This window comes from Microbacterium sp., from assembly GCF_048259935.1.
Taxonomy (GTDB): domain Bacteria; phylum Actinomycetota; class Actinomycetes; order Actinomycetales; family Microbacteriaceae; genus Microbacterium.
The window spans coordinates 402,793-424,224 of the sequence record NZ_JBLXHF010000002.1 but is presented as its reverse complement, the minus strand read 5'-3'; the positions used below and the strand labels follow the sequence as shown (position 1 = coordinate 424,224).

The following is a 21,432-nucleotide window of genomic DNA, read 5'->3' as shown; positions in this document are numbered from 1 at the left end:
ATCGAGACCTCCACCTGCATCTACGACGCTGTCCGCACTCCGTTCGGGCGCGCGGGCGGTGCGCTCGCTGGCATCCGTCCTGACGATCTCGCAGCCCTCGTGATGCGCGCGACGATCCTGCGCACCGGGCTTGATCCGGGGCGCACCGACGACGTGATCTTCGGTGACGCGAACCAAGCGGGGGAGGACAATCGCAACGTCGCCCGGATGGGCGCGCTGCTGGCCGGGTTCCCGACGTCGGTGACCGGCGTGACGGTGAATCGGCTGTGCGCATCGAGCGTCGAGGCAGTGATCCAGGGTTCGCGAGCGATCGAATCGGGGGATGCCGAGATCATTCTCGCCGGTGGTGTGGAGTCGATGAGCCGGGCTCCGTTCGTCGTCGAGAAGTCGGCGAAGCCGTACCCGGCGACGGGAAACCAGACGATGTGGAACACCGCAATCGGCTGGCGCATGACGAACCGCGCGCTGCCGACAGGGTGGACGATCTCGAACGGTGAAGCCGCAGAGAAGACGGCGACCACCTGGGGCATCTCGCGCGAAGATCAGGATGCTTTCGCGGTGCGCTCTCACGAACTCGCGGCAAAAGCCTGGGCCGAGGGCATCTACGACGGCGAGATCGTTCAGGTGCCAGGCGCGGAGCTTGCCCGCGACGAGGGCATCCGCGACGGGTCGACGGTCGAGAAGCTCGCCGGGCTGCGACCGCTGTTCGTCGAGGGCGGCACCGTGACAGCCGCGAACTCCTCGTCGATCAACGACGGTGCCTCAGCGGTGCTGCTGGGTGCCGAAGGAGTGCTCGACGTCGAGCCGCTGGCGCGCATCACCGGCCGCGGCGCGCACGGCGTCGACCCGGATGAGTTCCCGATCGCGCCGATCGAAGCGGCGAACAAGGCCCTCGCACGCGCCGGCCGCACCTGGGCTGATGTGGACTTCGTCGAGCTGAACGAGGCGTTCGCGTCACAGTCCCTCGCGTGCCTGCGGGGCTGGCCCGACCTGGATCCCGCAAAGCTCAACATCCATGGCGGGGCGCTGGCGATCGGGCATCCGCTCGGAGCATCCGGTGGCCGCATCATCGGCCATGCCGCACACGAACTCGCGCGCCGCCGCGGGGGAGTCGCCGTCGTCGCGATCTGCATCGGTGTCGGCCAGGGGCTCGCCGTCGTGCTCGAGCGCTGAGCGCCACCCGCGTGTGACGCCGCGTCCGCGTAGGCTCTTGCCATGCACCTGAACGAGACGCGCGCCTGGAACCGGTTCTACGCGCCGGGCACTCCGATCGATATCGAGCCGGTCACCGGTTCCCTCAGCGATCTGCTGGATGAGCGCGTCGCAGAATGGAGCGAGCGGCCAGCGATTGCGTTCTTCGATCGTACGGTCAGCTACCGCGAACTCGGAGATCGTGTTTCCCGCGTCGCGAACGCCCTGCGCGAGCGCGGAGTGAAGGCCGGCGACCGGGTCGCGCTGATCATGCCGAACGCGCCCCAGCACGTCATCGCGTTCTACGCCGTGCTGCGCTTGGGAGCCGTCGTCGTCGAGCACAACCCGCTCTATACCCGCGACGAGCTCGAAGTGCAGTTCCGCGACCACGGCGCGACCGTCGTCATCACCTGGGACAAGATCGTGCCGACGCTGCAGGCGCTTCCTGCCGACCTCGGCATCCGCGACATCATCGCCGTCGACGTCACGCGCGCGATGCCGTTCGGGATGCGTCTTGCACTGCGCCTGCCGATCGCCAAGGCTCGTGAATCGCGCGAGAAGCTCACGGCTCCCGCTCCAGGGGCGACACCGTTCGCGCAGCTCGAGAAAAGCGAGCCGCTGCCGTCGTCGCATCCTCGCCCGGAAGCACCCGACATCGCCTGCCTGCAGTACACGTCAGGCACGACCGGAACACCCAAGGGCGCGATCATCACGCACTCGAACCTGTGGTCCAACGCCCGCCAGGGCAAGGCGTGGATGCCGGACTTCACCCGCGGCGACGGCCGCATCTACGGCCTGCTGCCGATGTTCCACTCCTTCGGCGTTCTGCTCTCGGTGATCTATTCGGTAGAGACCGGGTCGTGCGCTGTACTGTTCCCGACCTTCGACCCCGCACTCGTCGAGAAGGCGGCGAAGAAGTTCCCGCCGACGTTCGTGCCCGCCGTTCCGCCGATGTTCGATCGTCTCTCGCGCGTCTCCAAGGAGGGAAAGCTCGATCTCACCGGCGTCGTCTACGCGATCTCGGGCGCCATGACGCTGACCCCGGCGATCGTGAAGCGCTGGGAGGATCAGGCCGGCAGCATGCTCAACGAGGGCTACGGGCTCACCGAGACGAGCCCGGTGGCGCTGGCGAACCCGTTCTCGGATGCTCGTCGCATCGGCGCGATCGGCCTGCCGTTCCCCTCCACCGACATCAAGGTCGTCGACCCGGATGAGCCCACTCGCGAGGTCGAGCTGGGCGAGGTCGGCGAGCTGCTCATCCACGGTCCGCAGGTGTTCCACGGGTACTGGAAGCGCCCGGAAGAGAGCGCCGCCACGCTGCTCGATGGCGGGTGGCTGCGCACCGGCGACCTCGTCGTGCAAGACGAAGACGGGTTCGTGACCGTCGTCGACCGCAAGAAGGAGCTCATCATCACCGGTGGCTTCAACGTGTCGCCGAGCGAGGTGGAGCAGGTGATCACCTCAGTCGAGGGGGTCGCGGCATCCGCCGTCGTCGGCATTCCGCGCGGCAGTGGCGCGGAGGTCGTGACGGCTGTCGTCGTCCTCGAAGAGGGTGCGTCCTTCGATGAGGATGCTGCGCGCGCCGCCGCCCGTGACAGCCTCGCCGAGTACAAACGCCCGAGCGCGTACGTCGTGTGGGAGGAGCTGCCGACCTCGCTCATCGGCAAGGTGCTGCGCCGCAAGGTGCGCGACACGCTCATCGCCGACCGCAAGGCCACGCGCGCGATCGAGGACTGAGCGCTCTCAAACCTGCAAAACCACGCCGAGCCCGCAGCGAACCGCCGTGCTTTCGGCGTGGTTTTGCAGGGTCGCGAGGGTCAGGGGCGCTCGAGCACGTACCGGTCACGTGCGGCGAAGGCGCCGAACACACCCTGCAGCGTCATCGTCACCAACAGGATGATCAGCGGAATCGTCCAGTTCCCGGTCATCGCGTGCACGGCTCCGAACAGCGCCGGTCCGATGGCGGCGATGGCATACCCGACCGACTGCGACATCCCCGAGAGTGCGGATGACGTGTGGTGATCGCGGGCACGCTGAGCCATCAGGGTGAGCGAGACGCCGAGCGACAGCCCCGAGAAGAGGCCGAGCGGCACGACCCAGGTGCCGATGGCATCCGGCCAGATCATCAGGCCGATGATGCCGACGAAGCCGAGCAGCGGCAGCGCGCCTGGAGTGATGCGTGCGCCGCGGCCGCGCATGGCGAAGGCGACGGTGAGGGCGCCGACCAGGGAGAACATCTGGTAGACCATCACGTCGAAACCGGCGAGTGTGTCGCTGCGGCCGGTAGCGAGCGACATCGTCGCGAGCCACGTGACGAGCACGTAGAACGTCGTCGACTGCACGCCCATGTAGGCGGCAACCTGCCAGGCGATCGGGTCGCGCCAAATGCCGAGGCGGGATGCCGGGGCTGCGGTGCTTCCGCGCATCGCCCGCATCTCGTGCCGGCTGATGAACCACCACGCGAAGAGCGCGAGCGGTGCGATGGCGGCACCCGTGAGAAGCAGCGCAAGGCGCCATCCGGCGCCGGTGTCGCTGGCGGTGAGATTCGCGATCGGTACGGCGAGGCCGGATGCCACGGCTCCTGCACCACCGAGCAGCGCAGAGTAGACGCCCATCATCATCGGCACGCGCAGCGGGAAGTCGCGTTTGATCACAGCCGGCAGCAGCACGTTGCCGATCGCGAGGGCGACGCCGATGATCGCCGTGCCGATCCACAGCCACACCGCGGAGCCGGGCACCGAGCGCAGTATCACGCCGACGGCGAGCAGCCCCGTCGCCGCGAGCACGGCCCCGCCGAGTCCGAGCCGACGGCCGAAACCGTGGGCGAACGGAGAGACGATCGCCCAGGTGATGAGCACGATCGTCGAAAGCGACCCGAGCAGCGCGAGCGGGATGCCGGTGTCCTGTGACATGCGGTCGATGACCGGCCCGACCGCGGTGATCGCCGGCCGCATCAGGGTGGCGACCAGGCATAGCGCGATGATCGCGAAGATCACGGGGCGGCGGCTGCGCTGGGTCATGCACGGTCCTTTCGCGCGGGGTTCAGGTTCACACCGGCGTTGTGCGTGGCGCGCTGGATCTCACCGTAGATGCGATTGGCGCCGTTTCACGAATCGCGTCTCGAATCCGCTCAGCACGCGGGAAAGTTGCGGCAACGCCGCGGATGCAGTGGCTCAACGGTGCGCGTCGGCGTAACTTGGATGCCATTCAATCGGCCTAGAAGGAGAACCCGATGCCCAGCCGAAAGAAAGCGATCACGCGCCGCAGGCGTCTCGAAGTCGACGATGTCCTCGTTGTCAAGAAGTCGAAGCTGAGAACAGCGATCACCGGCACCGTCGTCGGGAACTTCATGGAGTGGTTCGACTTCGGCATCTACGGGTATCTGGCGGTGACACTGACCGCCGTGTTCACCAGTGATGCACCGGGCGGACTCGGTCTGCTGCTGACGCTCTTCGGTTTCGCGATCTCGTTCCTCGTGCGGCCGCTGGGCGGTTTCATCCTCGGCCCGCTGGGCGATCGGATCGGCCGGCAGAAGGTGCTGTTCGTCACCATGGCGATGATGGCCACCGCGACCGCCCTCATCGGTCTTCTTCCCACATCAGAGGCGATCGGTCTCTGGGCGATCGTGCCGCTGTATCTGCTGAAGATGATTCAGGGCTTCTCCACTGGCGGCGAGTACGCCGGTGCCACGACCTACGTCTCGGAGTTCTCGCCCGACCGCTCACGCGGGTACTGGTCATCGTTCCTCGACGTCGGCTCGTACATCGGCTTCGCAGCCGGTGCCTCGACGGTGGCGGTCACTACGTGGATCGTCGAGGGGATCTCGGGTGACGGCGCCATGGTCGATTACGGATGGCGCATCCCGTTCCTCGTCGCGATCCCGCTGGGGGCTGTGGCGATCTGGTTCCGATTGAAGATTCCCGAGACTCCGGCCTTCGAAGCAGAAGCAGAGGATGCTCGCGCCGGGCAGGAGGACGATCCGCTCGGACGCCACGGCATCCCGGGCATCTTCCGTCACCACTGGCGCGAGGTGCTCATCGGCATCGCGCTGGTATCGGCGACGAACACGGCGGGCTACGCGCTGACCAGTTACATGCCGACCTACCTCGAGACCGAAGTCGGGGTGTCGAACCTCATGGCTGCCATCGCGACCGTGCCCGTGCTCATCGTGATGAGTGCGTGTCTGCCGCTGATCGGCAAACTCTCTGACCGCGTCGGACGCAAGCCCGTGTACGGCATCGCGGTCGGTGCGACGATCATCCTGATGGTGCCGGCGTTCTCGATCATGCAGATCGGTCAGGAATGGGCGGTGTTCATCGCGCTGGCGATGGTCGCGATCCCTGTCGCGTTCTACGTCGCCATCTCGGCATCCGCTCTGCCTGCGCTGTTCCCGACGGCATCCCGTTTCGGCGCGATGGCAGTCGCCTACAACCTTGCCGTGTCGTTGTTCGGCGGCACGACGCCGCTGTTCAGTCAGGCGCTGATCGATCTCACCGGCAACACCTACATGCCCGCGTTCTACATCATGTTCTTCGCGGCGCTCGGCGGAATCGCGATGCTGACAATGAAAGAGACGGCCAAGCGCCCGCTGCTCGGTTCCTTCCCGACCGTGGAGACGAAGGCGGAGGCGAAGGAGCTCGTCGAGGGGCAGGACGACAACGAGCTGCTCGACACCAGCACCATGCCGCTCGACATCATTCTCGTGCCCACCGACGACGAATCGCCTCGGGTGAGTTCTGCTCCGGGAGAATAGAAGGACAACCCGAAGGAGCAGCATGACCGAGCATCCGTTCGACACCATCACCGAGGCAGGTCTGCGGGAGGCAGGCAGCCTGAAGTGGACGATGTTCCCGGACGCGATCGGCGCCTTCGTCGCTGAGATGGACTTCGGAGTCGCCCCCGCGATCACCGAAGCGATCGGCGTATCGCTCACCTCGGGACTGACCGGTTACCTTCCGCAGCGCCTCGCTACAGATCTGCAGCAGGCGACTGCGCAGCGCTACGCGGACCACTACGGCTGGAGCCTCTCGGCCGATCAGGTTCGCCTCGTGCCGGACGTCATCGTCGCGTTCGAATTCGCGATCAAGAACTTCACGTCACCGGATGCCGCGATCATCGTGCCCACGCCGGCATACATGCCGTTCCTCTCGGTGCCGCCGCGGCTCGGCCGCCGGGTGATCGAGGTGCCCAGCATCCTGTCGGATGGCCGCTGGACGATGGATCTGGATGCCGTCGCCGCCGCGTTCGCGGACGGCGGCGAGATGCTCGTGCTGTGCAATCCGCACAACCCGCTCGGCACCGTCGCGACGCGCGACGAGCTCCTCGCGATCGCTGAGATCGTGGCGGATGCTGGGGGCCGAGTGTTCTCGGATGAGATCCACGCGCCGCTCGTCTACGCGCCTGCGGCGCACCTTCCCTACGCTTCGCTGTCGCCGGTCACGGCGGGCCACACGGTCACTGCGGCATCCGCCTCGAAGGCGTGGAATCTGGCGGGACTGAAGTGCGCGCAGATCATCTTCTCCGATGCGAAGTCGGTGGAACTGTGGGAAGCCGATGGCGGGTGGACCGGTCACGGCACGTCGACGACCGGCGCGATCGCGAACCTTGCCGCCTACACCTCTGGCGGCGACTGGCTAGCAGAGGTGACGGAGTACCTCGATGGCAACAGGCGGCTGCTCGCCGAACTCGTCGAAGAGGTTCCCGGCGTGACCATGACCATGCCCGAGGGGACGTACATCGCGCTGCTCGACTTCCGTGAGACGGGGCTGACCGGTGACCTCGGCGAGTGGTTCCGTGAGAACGCCGGCGTCGCGATGACTGACGGGGCAGCGTGCGGCGAGGCCGCGATCGGCTTCGCGAGGTTCGTGTTCGCCACGCCTCGGCCCGTCATGCGTGAGGCTGTCGAGCGGATCAGGAAAGCGCTCGCCGATGAAGAGCATGCGGGTGACGCCGTCCGCTGACCGCTGGAACGTGAGCGTCAACCGTTCGCGGCGGCCTCGTTGTCGAGGGTCTGCAGCTCGCGAGCGTCGACGAGCATGCGGAGGAGGAGCTCGTTCAGACGTTCGATCTCGCTGGCATTGAGATGCGCGAGCACGATCTCCTGGCCCTGCATTGAGATCGGCAGCATCTGGTCGTGCATCTCCACGCCGCCGGTGGTCAGATACATCGGGCGCGATCCGCGCGGGCCGTCCATGAGCACGATGAGGTCACGCCCGCTGAGGACGTTCACGCTCTTGGACACCACGGCCTTGTTGACCCCGATGAAGTCCGAGACCTCGGTCGCGGACGAGCCGGGGCGCAGCGCCAGGACCGAGATGACGCGCCAGTCGTTGGTGCCGAGGCCGAAGCGTCGGCGCAGCTCGGTCGACTCGCGCCAGACCAGAGCATTGGACAGCAGTGCGAGCAGACGCGGCGTGAATTCGTCGGGATCTATCGTGTTGCTGAGAGGTTCGCGCTGAATCCCGTCGTCCGCAGTGCTCACTGAATCTGTTCCTTCCAGGGGCGTCCCCTGTCGTCTGACACATTATGCGACGTGCGGGTCGTGGCCGGAGCGACCATGACCCGCACGTCGTTCATTCCCCGGCTCAGTGCGCCATGGCGGCGAGTGCGTCGGGGTCGATGGTGGCGATCGAGCGGGTGTCCTGGAACGCGCGCACGCCCTCGATGCCCTGCTCGCGACCGAAGCCGGAGCTCTTCATGCCCCCGAACGGTGCGCGCAGGTCGAGGCGGGTCGCGCCGTGGTCGTTGACCCAGACGTAACCGCACTCCAGCTGCGAGCCGACGCGGTTCGCCGCATCCGGCGTGGCGGTCCATACCGACCCGCACAGGCCGCCCCACGTGTCGTTCGCCAGGGCGACCGCTTCCTCTTCGGTGTCGAAGGCTATGACCGGGATGACGGGCCCGAACTGCTCCTCGGTGACGACTCGCAGCGAGGGATCGGGGTTGATCACCATGGCCGGCCGCAGGAAGTTGCCGCCCTCGAGCTCGCCGCCGGGGAGCTCACCGTACTCGCGGACGTCCGCGCCGGCATCCTTCGCCTCCTGGACGAGCTCCTCCACGAACGCCTTCTGGGCGGGCTGGTGCAGGGGGCCCATCGTGGTGCCCTCGTCGAGCCCGTACCCGAGCGTGACCTGGTTCAGGCGCGCTTCGAGCCCCGCGACCAGCTCGTCTTGACGCGACCGGTGCACGAACACCCGCTTGGCGTTCATGCAGATCTGCCCGGTGGTGTCGTAGATTGCCGCGAAGAGGCGGTCGAGGTGCGTGTCGTCGAGGATTGCGTCCTCGAGGAAGATCGCCGCGTCGTTGCCGCCCAGCTCGAGCGTCACCCGAGTCAGGGTCTTCGATGCCATCTCCATGATCCGCTTGCCGCCGCCAACGGACCCGGTGAAGCACACCTTCGCGACATCCGGGCTCTGGATCAGCCCCGCCATGTTCTCGTCCTTGCCGGTGATGACGTTGAGCACGCCGGCCGGAAGCTTCTCTGCGACGCGCTGCACGAGCCGTGCAGTGGCCAGGGGCGTGGACGGCGGAGCCTTGACGATGACGGTATTTCCGGCGAGCAGGGCGTGCGGCAGTGCCGCGCCGAGGATCGCGATCGGCCAGTTGAACGGCACGATGATCGTGACCACACCCAGCGACTGGAACCGGACCTCGGTCGAGACGGGGATCGCGCCGGGGATGGCGGGCAGCGTCGTGCCGGTGTCGACGGAGTCGGTCAGTGAGAGTGCGAGGTTCCACCGCAGCTCGAACACGAGCGCGTCGATCCAGGCCTCCATCCGCACCTTGCCGTTCTCCTGCGACAGGATCGCCGCATCGGTGTCGCGGTCATCGGCGATGCCCGCGATCGCTTCGGTCATCGCTGCGGATCGCTGCTCTGCCGACAGCGCCGCCCACGCCGGGTAGGCCGACTTCGCCGCGGCGACCGCGTCGGCCACGTCCGCTTCGGAAGCGGATGCCGCCTCGCCGACGACGACTCCCTTCTTGCCGGGGTCCGCGACCTGGAGCACTTCCTGCGTGAAGCGTTCCTCGCCCCCGATGAACAATCCCGTACGCACTCCGGAGCGCGTGACAATCGTTTCCGACATCGTTTCCACCTCTCTGTGACTGAGTCGAAGCATCGCACAAATACTGTACATCGCCAATAAACAACTTTAGAGGCATTCTTCTTTACATGTAAATAAGATTCTGTTAGCGTCACTGATCATCGCCCACATCGAAGCGGGCGGTGCAAGCAACCGAGAGTCGACGAGGACCCGTGCAGCGGCATCCGTCGACGAGTCGATGAGGAGGATGCGATGAGTCCGACACCACTGGCCGCGACCGAAGAACGACACAGCGTCGAAGAGCTCGAGGACCTGGCCTTCGAGCTCCGCGAGAAGCTGCTTCACCTGTGCGGCACGTACGAGGGAGCCGTCCACATCGGAGGGGACCTCTCCGCTGCAGACATCTTCACGGTGCTGTTCGAGTACGGGATGAACGTCGACCCCTCCGACATCGCCAATCCGGAGCGCGACCGTTTCGTGCTCAGCAAGGGCCACGCCGCCGTCTGCATGTACATCGCGATGGCCATCCGCGGGTTCCTGTCCTACGACGAGATCGTCGAAACCTACGGACAGCTCGACAGCGCCTACGGCATGCACCCCTGCAAGGTTCAGCTGCCCGGCGTCGAGGCGTCGACCGGATCGCTCGGACACGGACTGCCGATCGCCGTCGGCATGGCGCTGAGCGCGCGAGGGCGCGGCGATGAGCACCGCGTGTTCTGCCTGCTCGGCGATGGCGAGACCGGTGAGGGCTCGGTGTGGGAGGCCGTGATGGCAGCCCGTAGCAACAAGCTCGGAAACCTTGTCGCCTTCGTCGATCGGAACCGCCAGCTCATGACGAGCTTCGCTGAGGAGCGGGTCATGTTCGAGCCGTATCCCGACAAGTGGCGTGCGTTCGGCTGGAACGTCGTCGAGATCGACGGCCACGACATGTCGCAGCTCGTCGCCGCCATCGATGGGCTGCCGGCCTCCGACACCGATACCCCCACAGTGATAGTGGCAGAGACCATCAAGGGCAAGGGCGTCGACTTCATGGAGCGGAACCTCGCCTGGCACGCCGGCTCGCTCGGCGCCGCCGACCTCGAACGCGCTCTTGCGGCGCTCAATGCCTCTCGCGAAAAGGAGACCATCTGATGCCTGTGACCTTCACCTTCGGGGAGATGCTGTCCGCCCGCTCCGTCATCGGAACGACGTTGGCAGAGCTCGGCGACGAGTACCCGAACCTCTACGTGCTCACCCCGGACATCGGCGCGACGCTCGTCGAGTTCCGCGATGCGTTCCCCGACAGGTTCGTCGATGTGGGGCTCGCCGAACAGGCCTGCGTCGGGATCGCCTCCGGGCTCGCCTATGACGGAAACATCCCCGTCGTGTCCGGCATGCTGCCGTTCCTGTCGATGCGCGCGCTCGAGCAGGTGCGCACCGACGTCTGCTACCCGAATCTGCCCGTGAAGATCATCGGCACGCACGGCGGCCTGGTCGGCAACGGCGGATCGACGCACTACGCGGTCGAGGATCTCACGCTCATGGGTGCGCTGACCAACATGACGGTGACCTCCATCGGCGACCCGGCGATGGTTGGCGAAGTCATCCGCCAGTCGATGACGATGCAGGGACCGATCTACATCCGTCTCGCAGTCGGCAAGAAGGACAAGGTGCTCTACGAGCCCGGTGAGCACGAGGTGCGGATCGGGAAGGGCATCGTCGCGCGGGAGGGCACGGATGCCACGATCTTCACGCACGGCACGACCGTCGCGCAGGCTCTGGATGCTGCTGACCAACTGGCCTCGGAGGGCCACTCGGTGCGCGTCGTCGACATGTGGACCCTCAAGCCCATCGATGAGGAGCTCGTCCTGCGCAGCGCAGCCGAGACCGGCGGGCGGTTCGTGGTGCTCGAGGACCATCTCGCCTACGGGGGCCTGGCCACCCGGATCGCCGACGTGGTGGCTGACAACGGAGTGCACCTTTCGGGCTTCGAGCGGCTCGGTATCCCGCAGGTGTACGCGGGCTTCGGGGAGGACGAGCAGCTGCGTGACAAGCACGGCTACGGACTGGCAGACACGGTCGCCGCGCTGCGCCGCGTGATCGCGGCGTCCTGAGACGCCTGGACGAGAGGGAGACGACATGAAGACAGTGGCCGTTACTCGGATCGGGAGTCTGCGCGACCCCGATCCGGCCGCACGCGGCGCCATCGGCGTCGTGGACTTTCCCGAGCAGCCGCTGGGGCCGGAGGATGTGCGCATCCGCGTCGCCTACTCGGCCATCTGCGGGTCCGACCCGCATCTGGCCGAGGGGTTCTTCGGCACCGACGTGCCGATCGGGCTTGGGCACGAGCTCTCCGGCGTGGTCGAGGCTCTCGGCGACCGAGCCCACCGGAACGGACTGAAGGTCGGTGATCGGGTTGCCGGCAACTTCCTGCGGTTCTGCGGCACGTGCCGCCCCTGTCAGGAGGGTAAACAGCAGTTCTGCGAGAACATCCAGGAGTACAACCGTCCCGGTATGGCTGAGACGGTGACCTGGCATGAGTCGCAGGTATACCCGCTGCCCGATAACGTGTCGCTGCTGAAGGGATGCCTGCTCGAGCCGACTTCGGTGGCGGTGCGCATCGCCGACAAGACGAGCATCAAGGTCGGCGACCGCGTGCTCGTGTGCGGGGGTGGGCCGATCGGTCAGCTCGCCCTGCAGGTGCTGAAGATGAACGGCGCGACCTCCCTCACAATGGTCGAGCCGATCGCGGAACGTCGTGAGATGGCGCTGCGCCACGGCGCGGAATTCGTCATCGACCCGCTGAACGAGGACCAGTCCGCTCGTGCGGCGGAGATCACCGGTGGTCATGGTTACGACGTCGTCGTCGACGCCTCCGGTTCAGTGCACGCGGTGCGCGGACTGCTCGACCTGGCGGCAAAGGGCGGTACGGTCGTTTACGGCGCGATGTATCCCCAGCAGTTCGATCTGCCGTTGAATCTCTCGGACTACCTGTATCTGAAAGAGCTGACGCTCACCGGTGTCTTCGTGTCTCCGTACGCATTCCCGCGCGCGCTGCAGCTTCTGCCGCACCTGGAACTCGACGAGCTGACCCAGGCGGTGTTCCCTCTGGAGAAGGCCGCCGAGGCGTTCGAGGTCCACATCAGTGGTGCGTTCCCCAAGGTCGTCATCCAGTGCAACGACCTCGACGGGGAGGTGCAGTGATGAGCGCTCCTGTTGACCTCGATGTCGTCGCGCCGCCGGCCATTGCCCCGATCCTTCAGGTGCGTGGCATAACAAAGCACTTCGACGGCGTCCAGGCGCTGCGCGGGATCGACCTCGACGTGCGCCCAGGAGAGATCCATGCTCTCCTCGGTGAGAACGGCGCGGGCAAGTCGACGCTCATCAAGATCATCACGGGACTCTATCAACAGGATCAGGGCGAGGTGCTGGTCGGCGGTGAGTCGGTCGACTTCGCCAACGTGAGTGCTGCGCACCGTGCTGGTGTCGTCGCGCTGTATCAGGAGCTCTCGATCGTGCCGACGATCAGCGTCGCTGAGAACATCGTGCTCGGCAACCGTGCACCGTCGACTCTCGGAGTTGTGCGCTGGAAGGAGTTGCACGCACAGGCACGGGCGCAGCTGGTCCGATTGGGCCAGCACATCAATCTGCGTCGCCTTGCAGGCGGACTCTCGCCCGTACAGCAGACGATGGTCGCGGTCGCCCGCGCACTCTCGATCGATGCCAAGGTGCTCATCCTGGACGAGCCGACAGCCGCTCTCACCGACACTGAGATCGAGGGATTGTTCACCGTCCTGCGAGGCCTGCGCGATGAAGGCGTTGCCATCGTGTACGTCTCGCATCGTCTCGAAGAGGTGTTCGCTCTGTGTGACCGGCTCACCGTGATGCGCAACGGCCGCACCATCGTGACCAAGAACGTGTCCGATTCGTCGATCGATGACGTCATCTCGACGATGGTCGGACGCGAGCAGGAAGAGATGTATCCGGCGCGCGGTACGGGCGGAGGCGATGTCGTGCTGTCCGTCGAGGGTCTCTCGGGCCGGCGCGTGCGTGATGTGTCTTTCGAGGTGCGGGCCGGCGAGGTCGTGGGTATCGGAGGCCTTGCGGGATCGGGCCGGAGCGAGCTGCTCCGACTCCTCGCGGGGGCTCAGAAGACCTCGGACGGCATTGTGCAGGTAGGCGGGTCAGCACCGGTCGGACGTGGAGTCGGTCGCGCCCTGGATGCGGGCATCGCCCTCGTCCCCGAGGAGCGCCGGGCGCAGGGCATCATCCTGTCGGCACCGATCGCCGACAACCTCGCGATCGCGAACCTGAAGTCGGTCAGTCCAGGTGGAATCGTGTCACAGCGACGCATCACACAGCTGGCCAAGCGCGCACTCTCCGAACTGCAGATCAAGGCCAGAAGCGTCCGACAGCCGGTCGGACAGCTGTCCGGAGGAAATCAGCAGAAGGTGGTGCTCGCGAAAATGCTCGCGCGCAACCCGAAGGTGCTGCTCATGGATGAACCCACTCGAGGAATCGACGTGGGAACGAAGGCCGAGATCTATCGCCTCATCCGTGAGCTCGCCGCGGCGGGAACGGCGGTCGTCGCCGTCTCCAGTGAACTCCCCGAGCTCATCGGGCTCTCGGACCGGATCCTCGTGATGCACGAGGGTCGCATCTCCGGCGAAGTCGACGCAGACGGCGCCGACGATGAACTCATCCTCACGTACGCATATGGAAGGGACGCCTGACATGGCGCAGACAGACACTCTCACGATCGCCGCGGTCGAGCGCGACCGCCCGTCACCCATGCAATGGGTGTGGCAGGGGAGCACGGTGATCGCCCTCGTCGTGCTCGTAGTCGTCTTCACGATCGCAGGAAACGGTGTGTTCCTCACCGCCGGCAACATGACCAACATCCTCAACCAGGTCGCGATCCTCACGATCATCGCGGTCGCGCAGACGTTCGTCATGGTCGTCGGGGACTTCGATCTGTCGGTGGGCACGACGGCAACGCTGTCGGGCGCGTCCGCTGCTGCCCTCATGATCGCCGGCGTACCCGTCGTCGCGTCGATTATCCTCGCGCTCGTCGTGGGGACCCTCGTCGGCGTGGTCAACGGCATCCTTGTCGCCTACCTCAACCTCTCGGCCTTCGTCGCGACCCTGGCGACCATGACGACCGTCGGCGGGCTCGCACTGATCGTCACCGGCGGAACGACTCTGTACGGCTGGCCGGAGGGGTTCGACTTCCTCGGGCAGGCGCGAGTGAACGGCGTGCCGTTCCCGGTCGTCTACGCGATCGTCATCGCCCTCCTGGCATGGGCGGTGCTGCGCTTCACCACGATCGGCCGCCGGTGGTACGCGATCGGCGGCAATGCTGAAGTCGCCCGACTCTCCGGGGTCAGTGTCCGCTCCACCCGTTTCCTCGCATTCGTCGTCGCAGGTTTCCTCTCGGGGCTGGCAGGCATCGTCCTGGTCAGTCGCCTGGGCAGTGCCGGCTCCTCGAGCGCGAACGACCTCATGATGTTCGCCGTCGCCGCGGTGTTCCTCGGCATGACGCTGCTGCGCTCCGGCCAGGCGAACATCGGCGGGACGATCGTGGGTGTCGCGATCATCGGGGTCGTGCAGAACGGTCTCAACATCGTCGGCGTCAACACCTACATCCAGCAGGTTCTGATCGGCATCATCATCATCGCCGCCGTTCTGCTATCGGGGCTCAAGAAGAAGAACGCGTAGACATTCTCTCTGGTCGGGACACCGTCCCGGCCATCCCACCATCCACAGTATGAAACACGACAAAGGAGTTCGCTCATGCGCAATACAACAACAAGAAGACGACTCACCGCGACCGCGCTGGCGATAGCCGCAGTGGTCGCTCTCACCGGATGCTCGGTGACAACCGGAGCCTCGAGCAGCGGTTCGAGCACCGAGGGCAAGACGGACGGACTCGGCGACGACGGTGTCTTCAAGGTGGCAGCGTTCACCGCCGGTTACGCGACCCCCGGTGGAAAGCTCACGTTGGACGCCTTCGTGGAGGAGGGTAATGACCAGGACAACTGGGAAGTCACCCTCTACACCAGCGCGTTCGACTACGACAAGATCAACAGCGATGTCCAGACCGCCATCCAGCAGGGCGCAGACGCCATTCTCGCGGGATTCCCCGACCCGCGTCAGATCGCACCGCTCGTCCAGGCGGCGAAGGAGGCAGGCATTCCGATCTTCTCGATCGACGGCGGCGTCGAGCCCAACGACGACTTCGTCGTGGACATCACCTTCAGCCAGGAGGTGACGGCTGACCTCACGGTCGGTGCACTCGACGAGGCCATGGGCGGCCTCGAGGGAAAGAACGTCATGGTGATCGGTCATGACCCGCACGTCGGCATCCAGACCCGATCGAACCTGGCGATGGACAAGCTCAAGGAAGCCGGAGCGGTCATCGCCGGCGGCGACATGAAACAGGCGCTCGACCCGGGAACCGGTCGCACCGAAGCGCTGAACTTCGTCACCGACTACCTGCAGGCCAACCCCGAGGGTCTGGACGGGGTCTGGGTCGGATGGGATGACGCAGCGCTCGGCGCGGCACGTGCCATCACAGAGGCCGGCCGTGACGACATCTTCGTCACCGGCGTCGACGCGCTCGGGGAGACCGCGATCGAGATCGCTAAGGGCGGACCGATGTACGCGTCCGTCGCACAGGACTGGATCAAGGTCGTCGACGAGATGATCGGCCTCATGAACGACTACCGAGACTCGGCGAAGCTGCCTGACGTCAACTACATCCCGTTGGATGGCCAGCTGATCGACCGCAGCAACGTCGCGACGTACGAGCCGACGCTCTGATTCGGGCTGCGACGATGAGTACCAGCACTGGAGCCGAGCTGTCGGAGCTGTTCGACCTGAGCGGGGACATCGTCGTCGTGACGGGTGCCTCGAGCGGTATCGGGCAGGCGGCCGCGAAGATCTATGCGGCGGCGGGGGCCACTGTCGTCGTCCTCGGACGGAGCGGGGGGCGGGTGGGCGACGTGGCTGCGGGGATCGTATCGACGGGAGGCAAGGCTCACGGATACGCCGTGGACATCGCCGAGCGCGGCGCCCTCGACGCCGTTTTCGAGCGAATCATGGCCGAGGTCGGTCGTCCCACTGTGGTGGTCGCGAACGCGGGAATCGCGGGTGGCGCGAGCTACCTCGGTGAGGGCCGTATCGCGGACTACACGGACGCCGAGTGGGATGAGGTTCTCGCGACCAATCTCACCGGGACGTTCGAGACGCTCCGCGCGGCCTCGCGCGTGCTCCAATCCGGCGGTCGGATCCTCGTCACCGCGTCGACGGCAGGACTGCGGACGGACCCGATGGTCTCATACGCCTATGTCACCACGAAGGCGGGCATTCTCAACCTCGTCCGCCAGCTGGCGCTCGAGTTGGCACCGCGCGGCATCCGCGTGAACGCGATCGCACCCGGTCCGTTCAAGGGCACACGCATCGGCGACGGCAAAGTCGAGATCACGCCCGAGGTGGAGGCGGCGTGGGCCGAAACCATCCCCCTCGCACGGATGGGGACGATGGCCGAAGTCCAGGGGCCCATGCTCTTCCTCGTCTCGCCGGCATCGTCGTTCATCACGGGAGCGGTCCTCGCCGTCGACGGCGGGGCGCTCGCTCTCTCGCACACCGGATTCTGACAAAGATCCACCCATCTCTGCCGGCGGGGTTCGCGCCTCGCCGGCAGATCATCACGAAGGAGTATTCATAATGAGGCTTGACGGCAAGGTCGCCCTGATCACGGGCGGCGCAAGTGGAATCGGTTTTGCAACCGTGCAGAAGTTCGTCCGTGAGGGCGCAAAGGTCATGATCGCCGACATCGATCTCGCGCGGGCGGAGGTCGCCGCGTCCGAGGTCGCTGCCGGTGGCTTCGAGGGCTCGGTCGCCGCGGTCGCCGTCGACGTCTCCAAGTTCGACGAGGTGGAGGGGGCGGTCGCGCGGGCGGTCGAGGTGTTCGGCAAGCTCGACGTGATCTTCAACAACGCGGGCATCGCCGGCGGGCGTCCGCTGCTCGAGCACGAACCGGAGAAGGACTACGCGCCGATGATCCGAGTGGATCAGGACGGCGTCTACTACGGGATCCTCGCGGCGGGACGTCAGTTCAAGAAGCAGGGCGGCGGTGGCGTGATCATCTCCACCTCGTCGATCTACGGCGAGCAGGCCGCGGAGCTCTCCTTCACGTACAGTGCGGCCAAGGCCGCCGTGATCTCGTTCACCCGCTCGGCAGCGTACGAGCTCGCCGAGTACGGTGTGCGCGCTGTCGCCATCACCCCCGGCCGGGTGGGCACGCCGATCATCAATCAGTTCAGCGAGGAACTTAAGGCGACGTTCGCCGCCGAACAGCTGCGCAACGAGCTGACGAAACCGGAGGAGATCGCCAACGTCGTAGCTTTCCTCGCCTCGGACGACGCGAATGCGATCAACGGCACCGTCGTGAGCGTCGACGACGGCTACTCGGTCTTCAAGCAGCGACTCGACCTGCCGCAGTTCTGAGGTCGGACATGGATCTCGATCTCGCCTGTCATCTTTCGATCATCACGGGCTCTGCGGACCCCGCCGACCTCGTCTCGGTCCTCGGACCGCTGCGCGAGATGGGATACCGCCGCGCCGTGCTCGCTCCGATGGACGAGGTAGCCGCCGATCCCGCGGCGCTGCGGGCCGTGTTCGCCGACGCCGACATCGCACCGATCACGATGTGCGGGCAGGGGCCGGGTGCGGATGTGTCCTCACCTGACCCGGCCGAGCGCGCCGCTGGCGCGGCCGCGCTGAGAGCGTCGGTCGATTTCTCCGTCCGGGTGGGTGCCGACCAACTGGGCGGCGTGCCGTACGGGCTGTTCGGTCGCCCCACCGAACCGCTGGCATCCGACGCGTTCGATCGGAGCGCGCGGGAGGTCGGCGGGGTCGCTGACTATGCGGCGGACCACGGCGTGCAGCTCACTTTCGAAGTGCTCAACCGCTATGAGGAGTCGGCCATCAACACGGCCGTCCAGGCGATGGATTACGTCGCCGCGAGCGGTTCGGACAATCTCGGCATCCATCTCGACACCTTCCATATGGCGATCGAGGAAGCCGACATGAACGAGGCGATCCGACACGCACTGCCGCGCCTGCGCTACCTTGAGCTCGGTCAGTCGGGTCGCGGCCCGCTTAGCACCGGGGCGATCGACATTCCGGCCGTCGTCGCAACAGCGCTCGACGACGGCTACCGCGCCCGTATCGGCATCGAAGCGTTCTCCCGTCCGATGCTGGCCGGCGGAGCATCCGACATGCTATCGATCTGGCGCGCGCCGTACGAAGACGGACTCGAGCTCGCAACCGATGCGATCCGCGTGATCCGCACGGGCTGGGCTGCGAGCAACCCTGGCCGACGAGCCCGTCGGCTCTCACGCAGCGGCACCTGAGGCCGCGCACCGACGAAGGAGCAGCAGATGTCCACCGAGACCAGCACGACCGACCGCCTCATCTCGGAGAGCGTGTTCGGCGGAAAGATCTACATCGACGGTGAGTGGGTCGCCGGTTCCGGCGGTGCGATCGAGTCGATCGCACCGGCGACCGGTGAGTCGATCGCCTCGGTTGGTGTCGCCGGTCCCGACGACGTCGCTCGTGCGGCCGCGTCGGCGGCGAAGGCACAGCGCGACTGGGCGGCGACTCCGCATCCGGAACGCGCCGCTGTGTTGCGTCGCGCCGCCCAGCTGTGGGAACAGCACGCCGACGAGATCATGGGATGGAACATCCGCGAGGTGGGTGCGATCCCGCCGCTGGCGGGCTTCGCCCTGCATGTGACAGCGGCCGAATGCTACGAGGCCTCCGCGCTGCCGTCGGCCCCGCTGGGCTCGATCCTCTCTAGCGAGGAGCCCCGACTGTCGCTCGCGCAGCAGATTCCAGTCGGCGTCGTCGCCGTCATCTCCCCCTTCAACGTGCCGCTCATCCTCGGCATCCGCGCGGTCGCCCCCGCGCTCGCCCTGGGCAATGCGGTACTGCTCAAACCCGACCCCCGCACTGTGATCACCGGCGGCGTCTCGATGGTGCGGATCTTCGAGGAGGCCGGCCTGCCCGCGGGGCTCCTGCAGCTCGTTCCCGGCGGGGCCGACGTCGGCGAGGCGCTCGTCGCCGACCCGAACGTTCGGGTCATCGCCTTCACCGGATCGACTCGCGCGGGTCGCATCGTGGGCGAACTCGCCGGGCGTCACCTTAAGCGCGCGCACCTCGAGCTGGGCGGCAACTCGGCGTTCGTCATCCGCGAGGATGCCGACGTCGATCAGGCTGTGAACCTCGCCACGTGGGGCGCGTTCCTGCATCAGGGGCAGATTTGCATGACGGTGGGCCGGCATATCGTGCACGAGTCGCTGTTCGACGAGTACGTGTCGAAACTCTCGGCGAAAGCCGACTCCATGGTTGTCGGCGACCCCGCGGCGGGTCAGGTGCACCTCGGACCCGTCATCGACGAGACGCAGCGCGACCGCATCCACAGCATGGTGCAGGATGCCGTCGCACAGGGCGCGACGCTCGCGGCCGGCGGCACGTACGAGGAACTCTTCTACCGCCCGACGGTGCTCGCGAACCCGCCGCGCGATGCGGCGGCGTATTGCGACGAGGTGTTCGGGCCTGTGGCATCCGTGGTGCCCTATGCGACCGACGACGAGGCCGTCGAGCTGGCCGCAGCCACCGATTATGGACTGGCGCTGGGCATCGTGAGCCGCGACACCATGGCGGCGCTTGCGATGGCGCAGCGTATTCCCACGGGCATCGTGCACATCAACGACCAGACGGTCAACGATGAAGCCAACAGCCCCTTCGGCGGAGTCGGCGCGTCGGGCACGGGGTCGCGTCACGGAGGTGCGCAGGCGAACATCGACGCATTCACCGAGACGCGATGGATCACCCTTCGCCGCGAGCCGGGGCAGTACCCCCTGTAGGACCTGCGTTCCGATCCTGCTCGCCACGCATGATGCGCGGACGCAGGAACGACAGGAGCACGCCGATGATGATCGCCGGCACCGCTGGCCCGAGTGAGAGATGATGATGGGCGTGAATGCTGATGTCCGCGGGGCGTGAACAGGTCGCCAGTCAAGACGGGGTGGCGGTTCACGAAGCGCTCGCAGAGTGAGTGGAGTTGGGGAATCGTGAGAGAAGCCATTGACGACGCGGCAGGTCAGCAGCAAGGTCTTGCGACTGACGAGGCCAACTACTACGCGCAGATGCTTCGGAAGATCGCCCATAAGAAGTATGAGTACTACGCGATCAGCAGGATCTTCCATCGCCTCGATGACCCCGAGATCGAGATGGTGACGCAACAGCTTGTGCGCGCTGACGGTCAGATCGCGCTTCTGGACCTGTACTTCCCCCAGTTCGGGATCGGCGTCGAAGTCGATGAGCTGCACCACCTGAGTCAGCAAGAAGCAGACAGAAGGCGAGAGCAAGTGGTCCTCGGCACCGGCAGTGTGTCGGCGTTCATCCGGATCGACGCGGCGACCAAACACTCGCGTGCGGAGCTGGATCAGGAGATTGACCGGGTCGTCGACGTCATTCGAGTGGAGAAGAGTGAAGGCGTGGCCGCGGGGACATTCCGGCCGTTCTCGTTCGGAGAGCGATCGGACCCCCAGACGTGGATTGAGCGCGGCACGCTTTCGATCGGTGATGACGCTCGGTTCCGAACTATCGCTGACGCAACGCAGCTGTTCGGATTTAAGGGATACAGGCGTGGGTTCTTCCGGATGGCCGACGGCCGTTCACTGTGGTTCCCCACGCTGTACCAGGAAGGCGTGAGGCCCCGGTCAGATTGGCGAAACACCCTGTTCGCTGACGGTTCGATCGAGGAAGAAGCCCTGTTCGGGGGGACGACGGACGAGTACGAAGCCCTGGACCGGATTGTGTTCGCTCGCTACACCGACCCGGTACTCGGTAACCGTTTCTTTAGGTTCCAGGGCGTCTACCAACTCGAACACCAGACGCGAACGCTGGCGCGCTTCGTGCGCACCGCAACACAGATCGAGGTGACGGGGAAGCGTCCCACCCCAGGATGCCTTGGACGTTAAAAACGGAGGGACTGACGGGAATCGAACCCGCGCTATCTGCTTGGGAAGCAGAAGTTCTACCATTGAACTACAGTCCCGCAGCCTTGCGGCGCCTGGCCAGCATAACAAATCCGGCGGGTGCGTCAGCGCCGGACACTTCGACAGGCTCAGCGACCGGTGCCGGCGGG

At 66.1% G+C, this 21,432-nt stretch carries 18 protein-coding genes and 1 tRNA gene; 15 read left to right on the top strand and 4 right to left on the bottom strand.

From position 1 onward, the window contains the following. Entirely contained in the window at nt 1–1,173 is a 1,173-nt protein-coding gene (locus ACN0RC_RS04885) for a thiolase family protein (protein ID WP_417509652.1), read from the top strand. Nucleotides 1,174–1,215: 42 nt separating this feature from the next. After that, nucleotides 1,216–2,928 (top strand): AMP-binding protein, encoded by a 1,713-nt coding sequence (locus tag ACN0RC_RS04880; protein ID WP_417509354.1) that lies wholly within the window; start codon nt 1,216–1,218, stop codon nt 2,926–2,928. Nucleotides 2,929–3,008: 80 nt separating this feature from the next. On the opposite strand, the gene ACN0RC_RS04875 is transcribed toward ACN0RC_RS04880, so the two are convergent. Next, nucleotides 3,009–4,211 (bottom strand): MFS transporter, encoded by a 1,203-nt coding sequence (locus tag ACN0RC_RS04875; RefSeq protein WP_417509352.1) that lies wholly within the window; start codon nt 4,209–4,211, stop codon nt 3,009–3,011. A 212-nt stretch (nt 4,212–4,423) separates the two neighbouring features. Between ACN0RC_RS04875 and ACN0RC_RS04870 the strand changes: the two genes are divergently transcribed. Both ACN0RC_RS04870 and ACN0RC_RS04865 read left to right on the top strand, forming a co-directional pair. Beyond that, nucleotides 4,424–5,944: an MFS transporter gene (locus ACN0RC_RS04870; protein ID WP_417509350.1), complete on the top strand. Its 1,521-nt coding sequence runs from the start codon at nt 4,424–4,426 to the stop codon at nt 5,942–5,944. A gap of 22 nt (nt 5,945–5,966) precedes the next feature. Continuing rightward, nucleotides 5,967–7,151, top strand: coding sequence for a MalY/PatB family protein (locus ACN0RC_RS04865; RefSeq protein WP_417509348.1), 1,185 nt, complete (start codon nt 5,967–5,969; stop codon nt 7,149–7,151). A 17-nt stretch (nt 7,152–7,168) separates the two neighbouring features. Here the strand turns inward: ACN0RC_RS04865 and ACN0RC_RS04860 are convergent, their stop codons facing one another. Further along, entirely contained in the window at nt 7,169–7,672 is a 504-nt protein-coding gene (locus ACN0RC_RS04860; RefSeq protein WP_417509346.1) for a MarR family winged helix-turn-helix transcriptional regulator, read from the bottom strand. A 103-nt stretch (nt 7,673–7,775) separates the two neighbouring features. After that, nucleotides 7,776–9,275 (bottom strand): aldehyde dehydrogenase family protein, encoded by a 1,500-nt coding sequence (locus ACN0RC_RS04855; protein ID WP_417509344.1) that lies wholly within the window; start codon nt 9,273–9,275, stop codon nt 7,776–7,778. A 210-nt stretch (nt 9,276–9,485) separates the two neighbouring features. Here ACN0RC_RS04855 and ACN0RC_RS04850 point away from each other — a divergent pair, with 210 nt between their 5' ends. The 11 genes from ACN0RC_RS04850 to ACN0RC_RS04800 all read left to right on the top strand — a co-directional run bounded on the left by ACN0RC_RS04850 (nt 9,486) and on the right by ACN0RC_RS04800 (nt 21,265). After that, nucleotides 9,486–10,364, top strand: coding sequence for a transketolase (locus tag ACN0RC_RS04850; RefSeq protein ID WP_417509343.1), 879 nt, complete (start codon nt 9,486–9,488; stop codon nt 10,362–10,364). After that, a complete protein-coding gene (locus ACN0RC_RS04845) occupies nt 10,364–11,326 on the top strand; it encodes a transketolase family protein (protein WP_417509342.1) in 963 nt (320 codons plus the stop codon). The genes ACN0RC_RS04850 and ACN0RC_RS04845 overlap by 1 nt, the downstream gene beginning before the upstream one ends. A 25-nt stretch (nt 11,327–11,351) precedes the next feature. Next, nucleotides 11,352–12,416 (top strand): zinc-dependent alcohol dehydrogenase, encoded by a 1,065-nt coding sequence (locus ACN0RC_RS04840; RefSeq protein WP_417509340.1) that lies wholly within the window; start codon nt 11,352–11,354, stop codon nt 12,414–12,416. Next, nucleotides 12,416–13,945, top strand: coding sequence for a sugar ABC transporter ATP-binding protein (locus tag ACN0RC_RS04835; RefSeq protein WP_417509338.1), 1,530 nt, complete (start codon nt 12,416–12,418; stop codon nt 13,943–13,945). The genes ACN0RC_RS04840 and ACN0RC_RS04835 overlap by 1 nt, the downstream gene beginning before the upstream one ends. Nucleotide 13,946: 1 nt before the next feature. Further along, nucleotides 13,947–14,930 (top strand): ABC transporter permease, encoded by a 984-nt coding sequence (locus ACN0RC_RS04830; protein WP_417509336.1) that lies wholly within the window; start codon nt 13,947–13,949, stop codon nt 14,928–14,930. 75 nt (nt 14,931–15,005) lie between these two features. After that, nucleotides 15,006–16,034 carry a sugar ABC transporter substrate-binding protein gene (locus tag ACN0RC_RS04825; protein ID WP_417509334.1) on the top strand — a complete coding sequence of 343 codons (1,029 nt, stop codon included), beginning with the start codon at nt 15,006–15,008 and terminating at the stop codon, nt 16,032–16,034. A gap of 14 nt (nt 16,035–16,048) precedes the next feature. Beyond that, complete coding sequence (locus ACN0RC_RS04820; RefSeq protein ID WP_417509332.1) at nt 16,049–16,870, top strand: SDR family NAD(P)-dependent oxidoreductase; 822 nt, start codon at nt 16,049–16,051, stop codon at nt 16,868–16,870. A gap of 70 nt (nt 16,871–16,940) precedes the next feature. Then, nucleotides 16,941–17,723, top strand: a complete 783-nt coding sequence (locus tag ACN0RC_RS04815; RefSeq protein ID WP_417509330.1) for an SDR family NAD(P)-dependent oxidoreductase — start codon at nt 16,941–16,943, stop codon at nt 17,721–17,723. Nucleotides 17,724–17,731: 8 nt separating this feature from the next. Next, nucleotides 17,732–18,631 carry a sugar phosphate isomerase/epimerase family protein gene (locus ACN0RC_RS04810; protein WP_417509328.1) on the top strand — a complete coding sequence of 300 codons (900 nt, stop codon included), beginning with the start codon at nt 17,732–17,734 and terminating at the stop codon, nt 18,629–18,631. A gap of 27 nt (nt 18,632–18,658) precedes the next feature. Next, entirely contained in the window at nt 18,659–20,146 is a 1,488-nt protein-coding gene (locus ACN0RC_RS04805) for a benzaldehyde dehydrogenase (RefSeq protein ID WP_417509326.1), read from the top strand. Between the two features lie 207 nt (nt 20,147–20,353). Continuing rightward, nucleotides 20,354–21,265: an AbaSI family restriction endonuclease gene (locus ACN0RC_RS04800; RefSeq protein WP_417509324.1), complete on the top strand. Its 912-nt coding sequence runs from the start codon at nt 20,354–20,356 to the stop codon at nt 21,263–21,265. A gap of 6 nt (nt 21,266–21,271) precedes the next feature. Here ACN0RC_RS04800 and ACN0RC_RS04795 read toward each other — a convergent pair. Further along, nucleotides 21,272–21,342 (bottom strand) — tRNA-Gly (locus ACN0RC_RS04795). Between the last annotated feature and the right edge of the window lie 90 nt (nt 21,343–21,432).

What these genes read in the sequence shown, in the direction of transcription:
- ACN0RC_RS04830 (WP_417509336.1), top strand. Translation starts at nt 13,947, where the DNA reads ATGGCGCAGACAGACACTCTCACGATCGCCGCGGTCGAGCGCGACCGC.
- ACN0RC_RS04815 (WP_417509330.1), top strand. Translation starts at nt 16,941, where the DNA reads ATGAGGCTTGACGGCAAGGTCGCCCTGATCACGGGCGGCGCAAGTGGA.
- ACN0RC_RS04820 (WP_417509332.1), top strand. Translation starts at nt 16,049, where the DNA reads ATGAGTACCAGCACTGGAGCCGAGCTGTCGGAGCTGTTCGACCTGAGC.
- ACN0RC_RS04865 (WP_417509348.1), top strand. Translation starts at nt 5,967, where the DNA reads ATGACCGAGCATCCGTTCGACACCATCACCGAGGCAGGTCTGCGGGAG.
- ACN0RC_RS04880 (WP_417509354.1), top strand. Translation starts at nt 1,216, where the DNA reads ATGCACCTGAACGAGACGCGCGCCTGGAACCGGTTCTACGCGCCGGGC.
- ACN0RC_RS04810 (WP_417509328.1), top strand. Translation starts at nt 17,732, where the DNA reads ATGGATCTCGATCTCGCCTGTCATCTTTCGATCATCACGGGCTCTGCG.
- ACN0RC_RS04875 (WP_417509352.1), bottom strand. Translation starts at nt 4,211, where the DNA reads ATGACCCAGCGCAGCCGCCGCCCCGTGATCTTCGCGATCATCGCGCTA.
- ACN0RC_RS04850 (WP_417509343.1), top strand. Translation starts at nt 9,486, where the DNA reads ATGAGTCCGACACCACTGGCCGCGACCGAAGAACGACACAGCGTCGAA.
- ACN0RC_RS04845 (WP_417509342.1), top strand. Translation starts at nt 10,364, where the DNA reads ATGCCTGTGACCTTCACCTTCGGGGAGATGCTGTCCGCCCGCTCCGTC.
- ACN0RC_RS04870 (WP_417509350.1), top strand. Translation starts at nt 4,424, where the DNA reads ATGCCCAGCCGAAAGAAAGCGATCACGCGCCGCAGGCGTCTCGAAGTC.
- ACN0RC_RS04840 (WP_417509340.1), top strand. Translation starts at nt 11,352, where the DNA reads ATGAAGACAGTGGCCGTTACTCGGATCGGGAGTCTGCGCGACCCCGAT.
- ACN0RC_RS04855 (WP_417509344.1), bottom strand. Translation starts at nt 9,275, where the DNA reads ATGTCGGAAACGATTGTCACGCGCTCCGGAGTGCGTACGGGATTGTTC.
- ACN0RC_RS04805 (WP_417509326.1), top strand. Translation starts at nt 18,659, where the DNA reads ATGTCCACCGAGACCAGCACGACCGACCGCCTCATCTCGGAGAGCGTG.
- ACN0RC_RS04825 (WP_417509334.1), top strand. Translation starts at nt 15,006, where the DNA reads ATGCGCAATACAACAACAAGAAGACGACTCACCGCGACCGCGCTGGCG.
- ACN0RC_RS04835 (WP_417509338.1), top strand. Translation starts at nt 12,416, where the DNA reads ATGAGCGCTCCTGTTGACCTCGATGTCGTCGCGCCGCCGGCCATTGCC.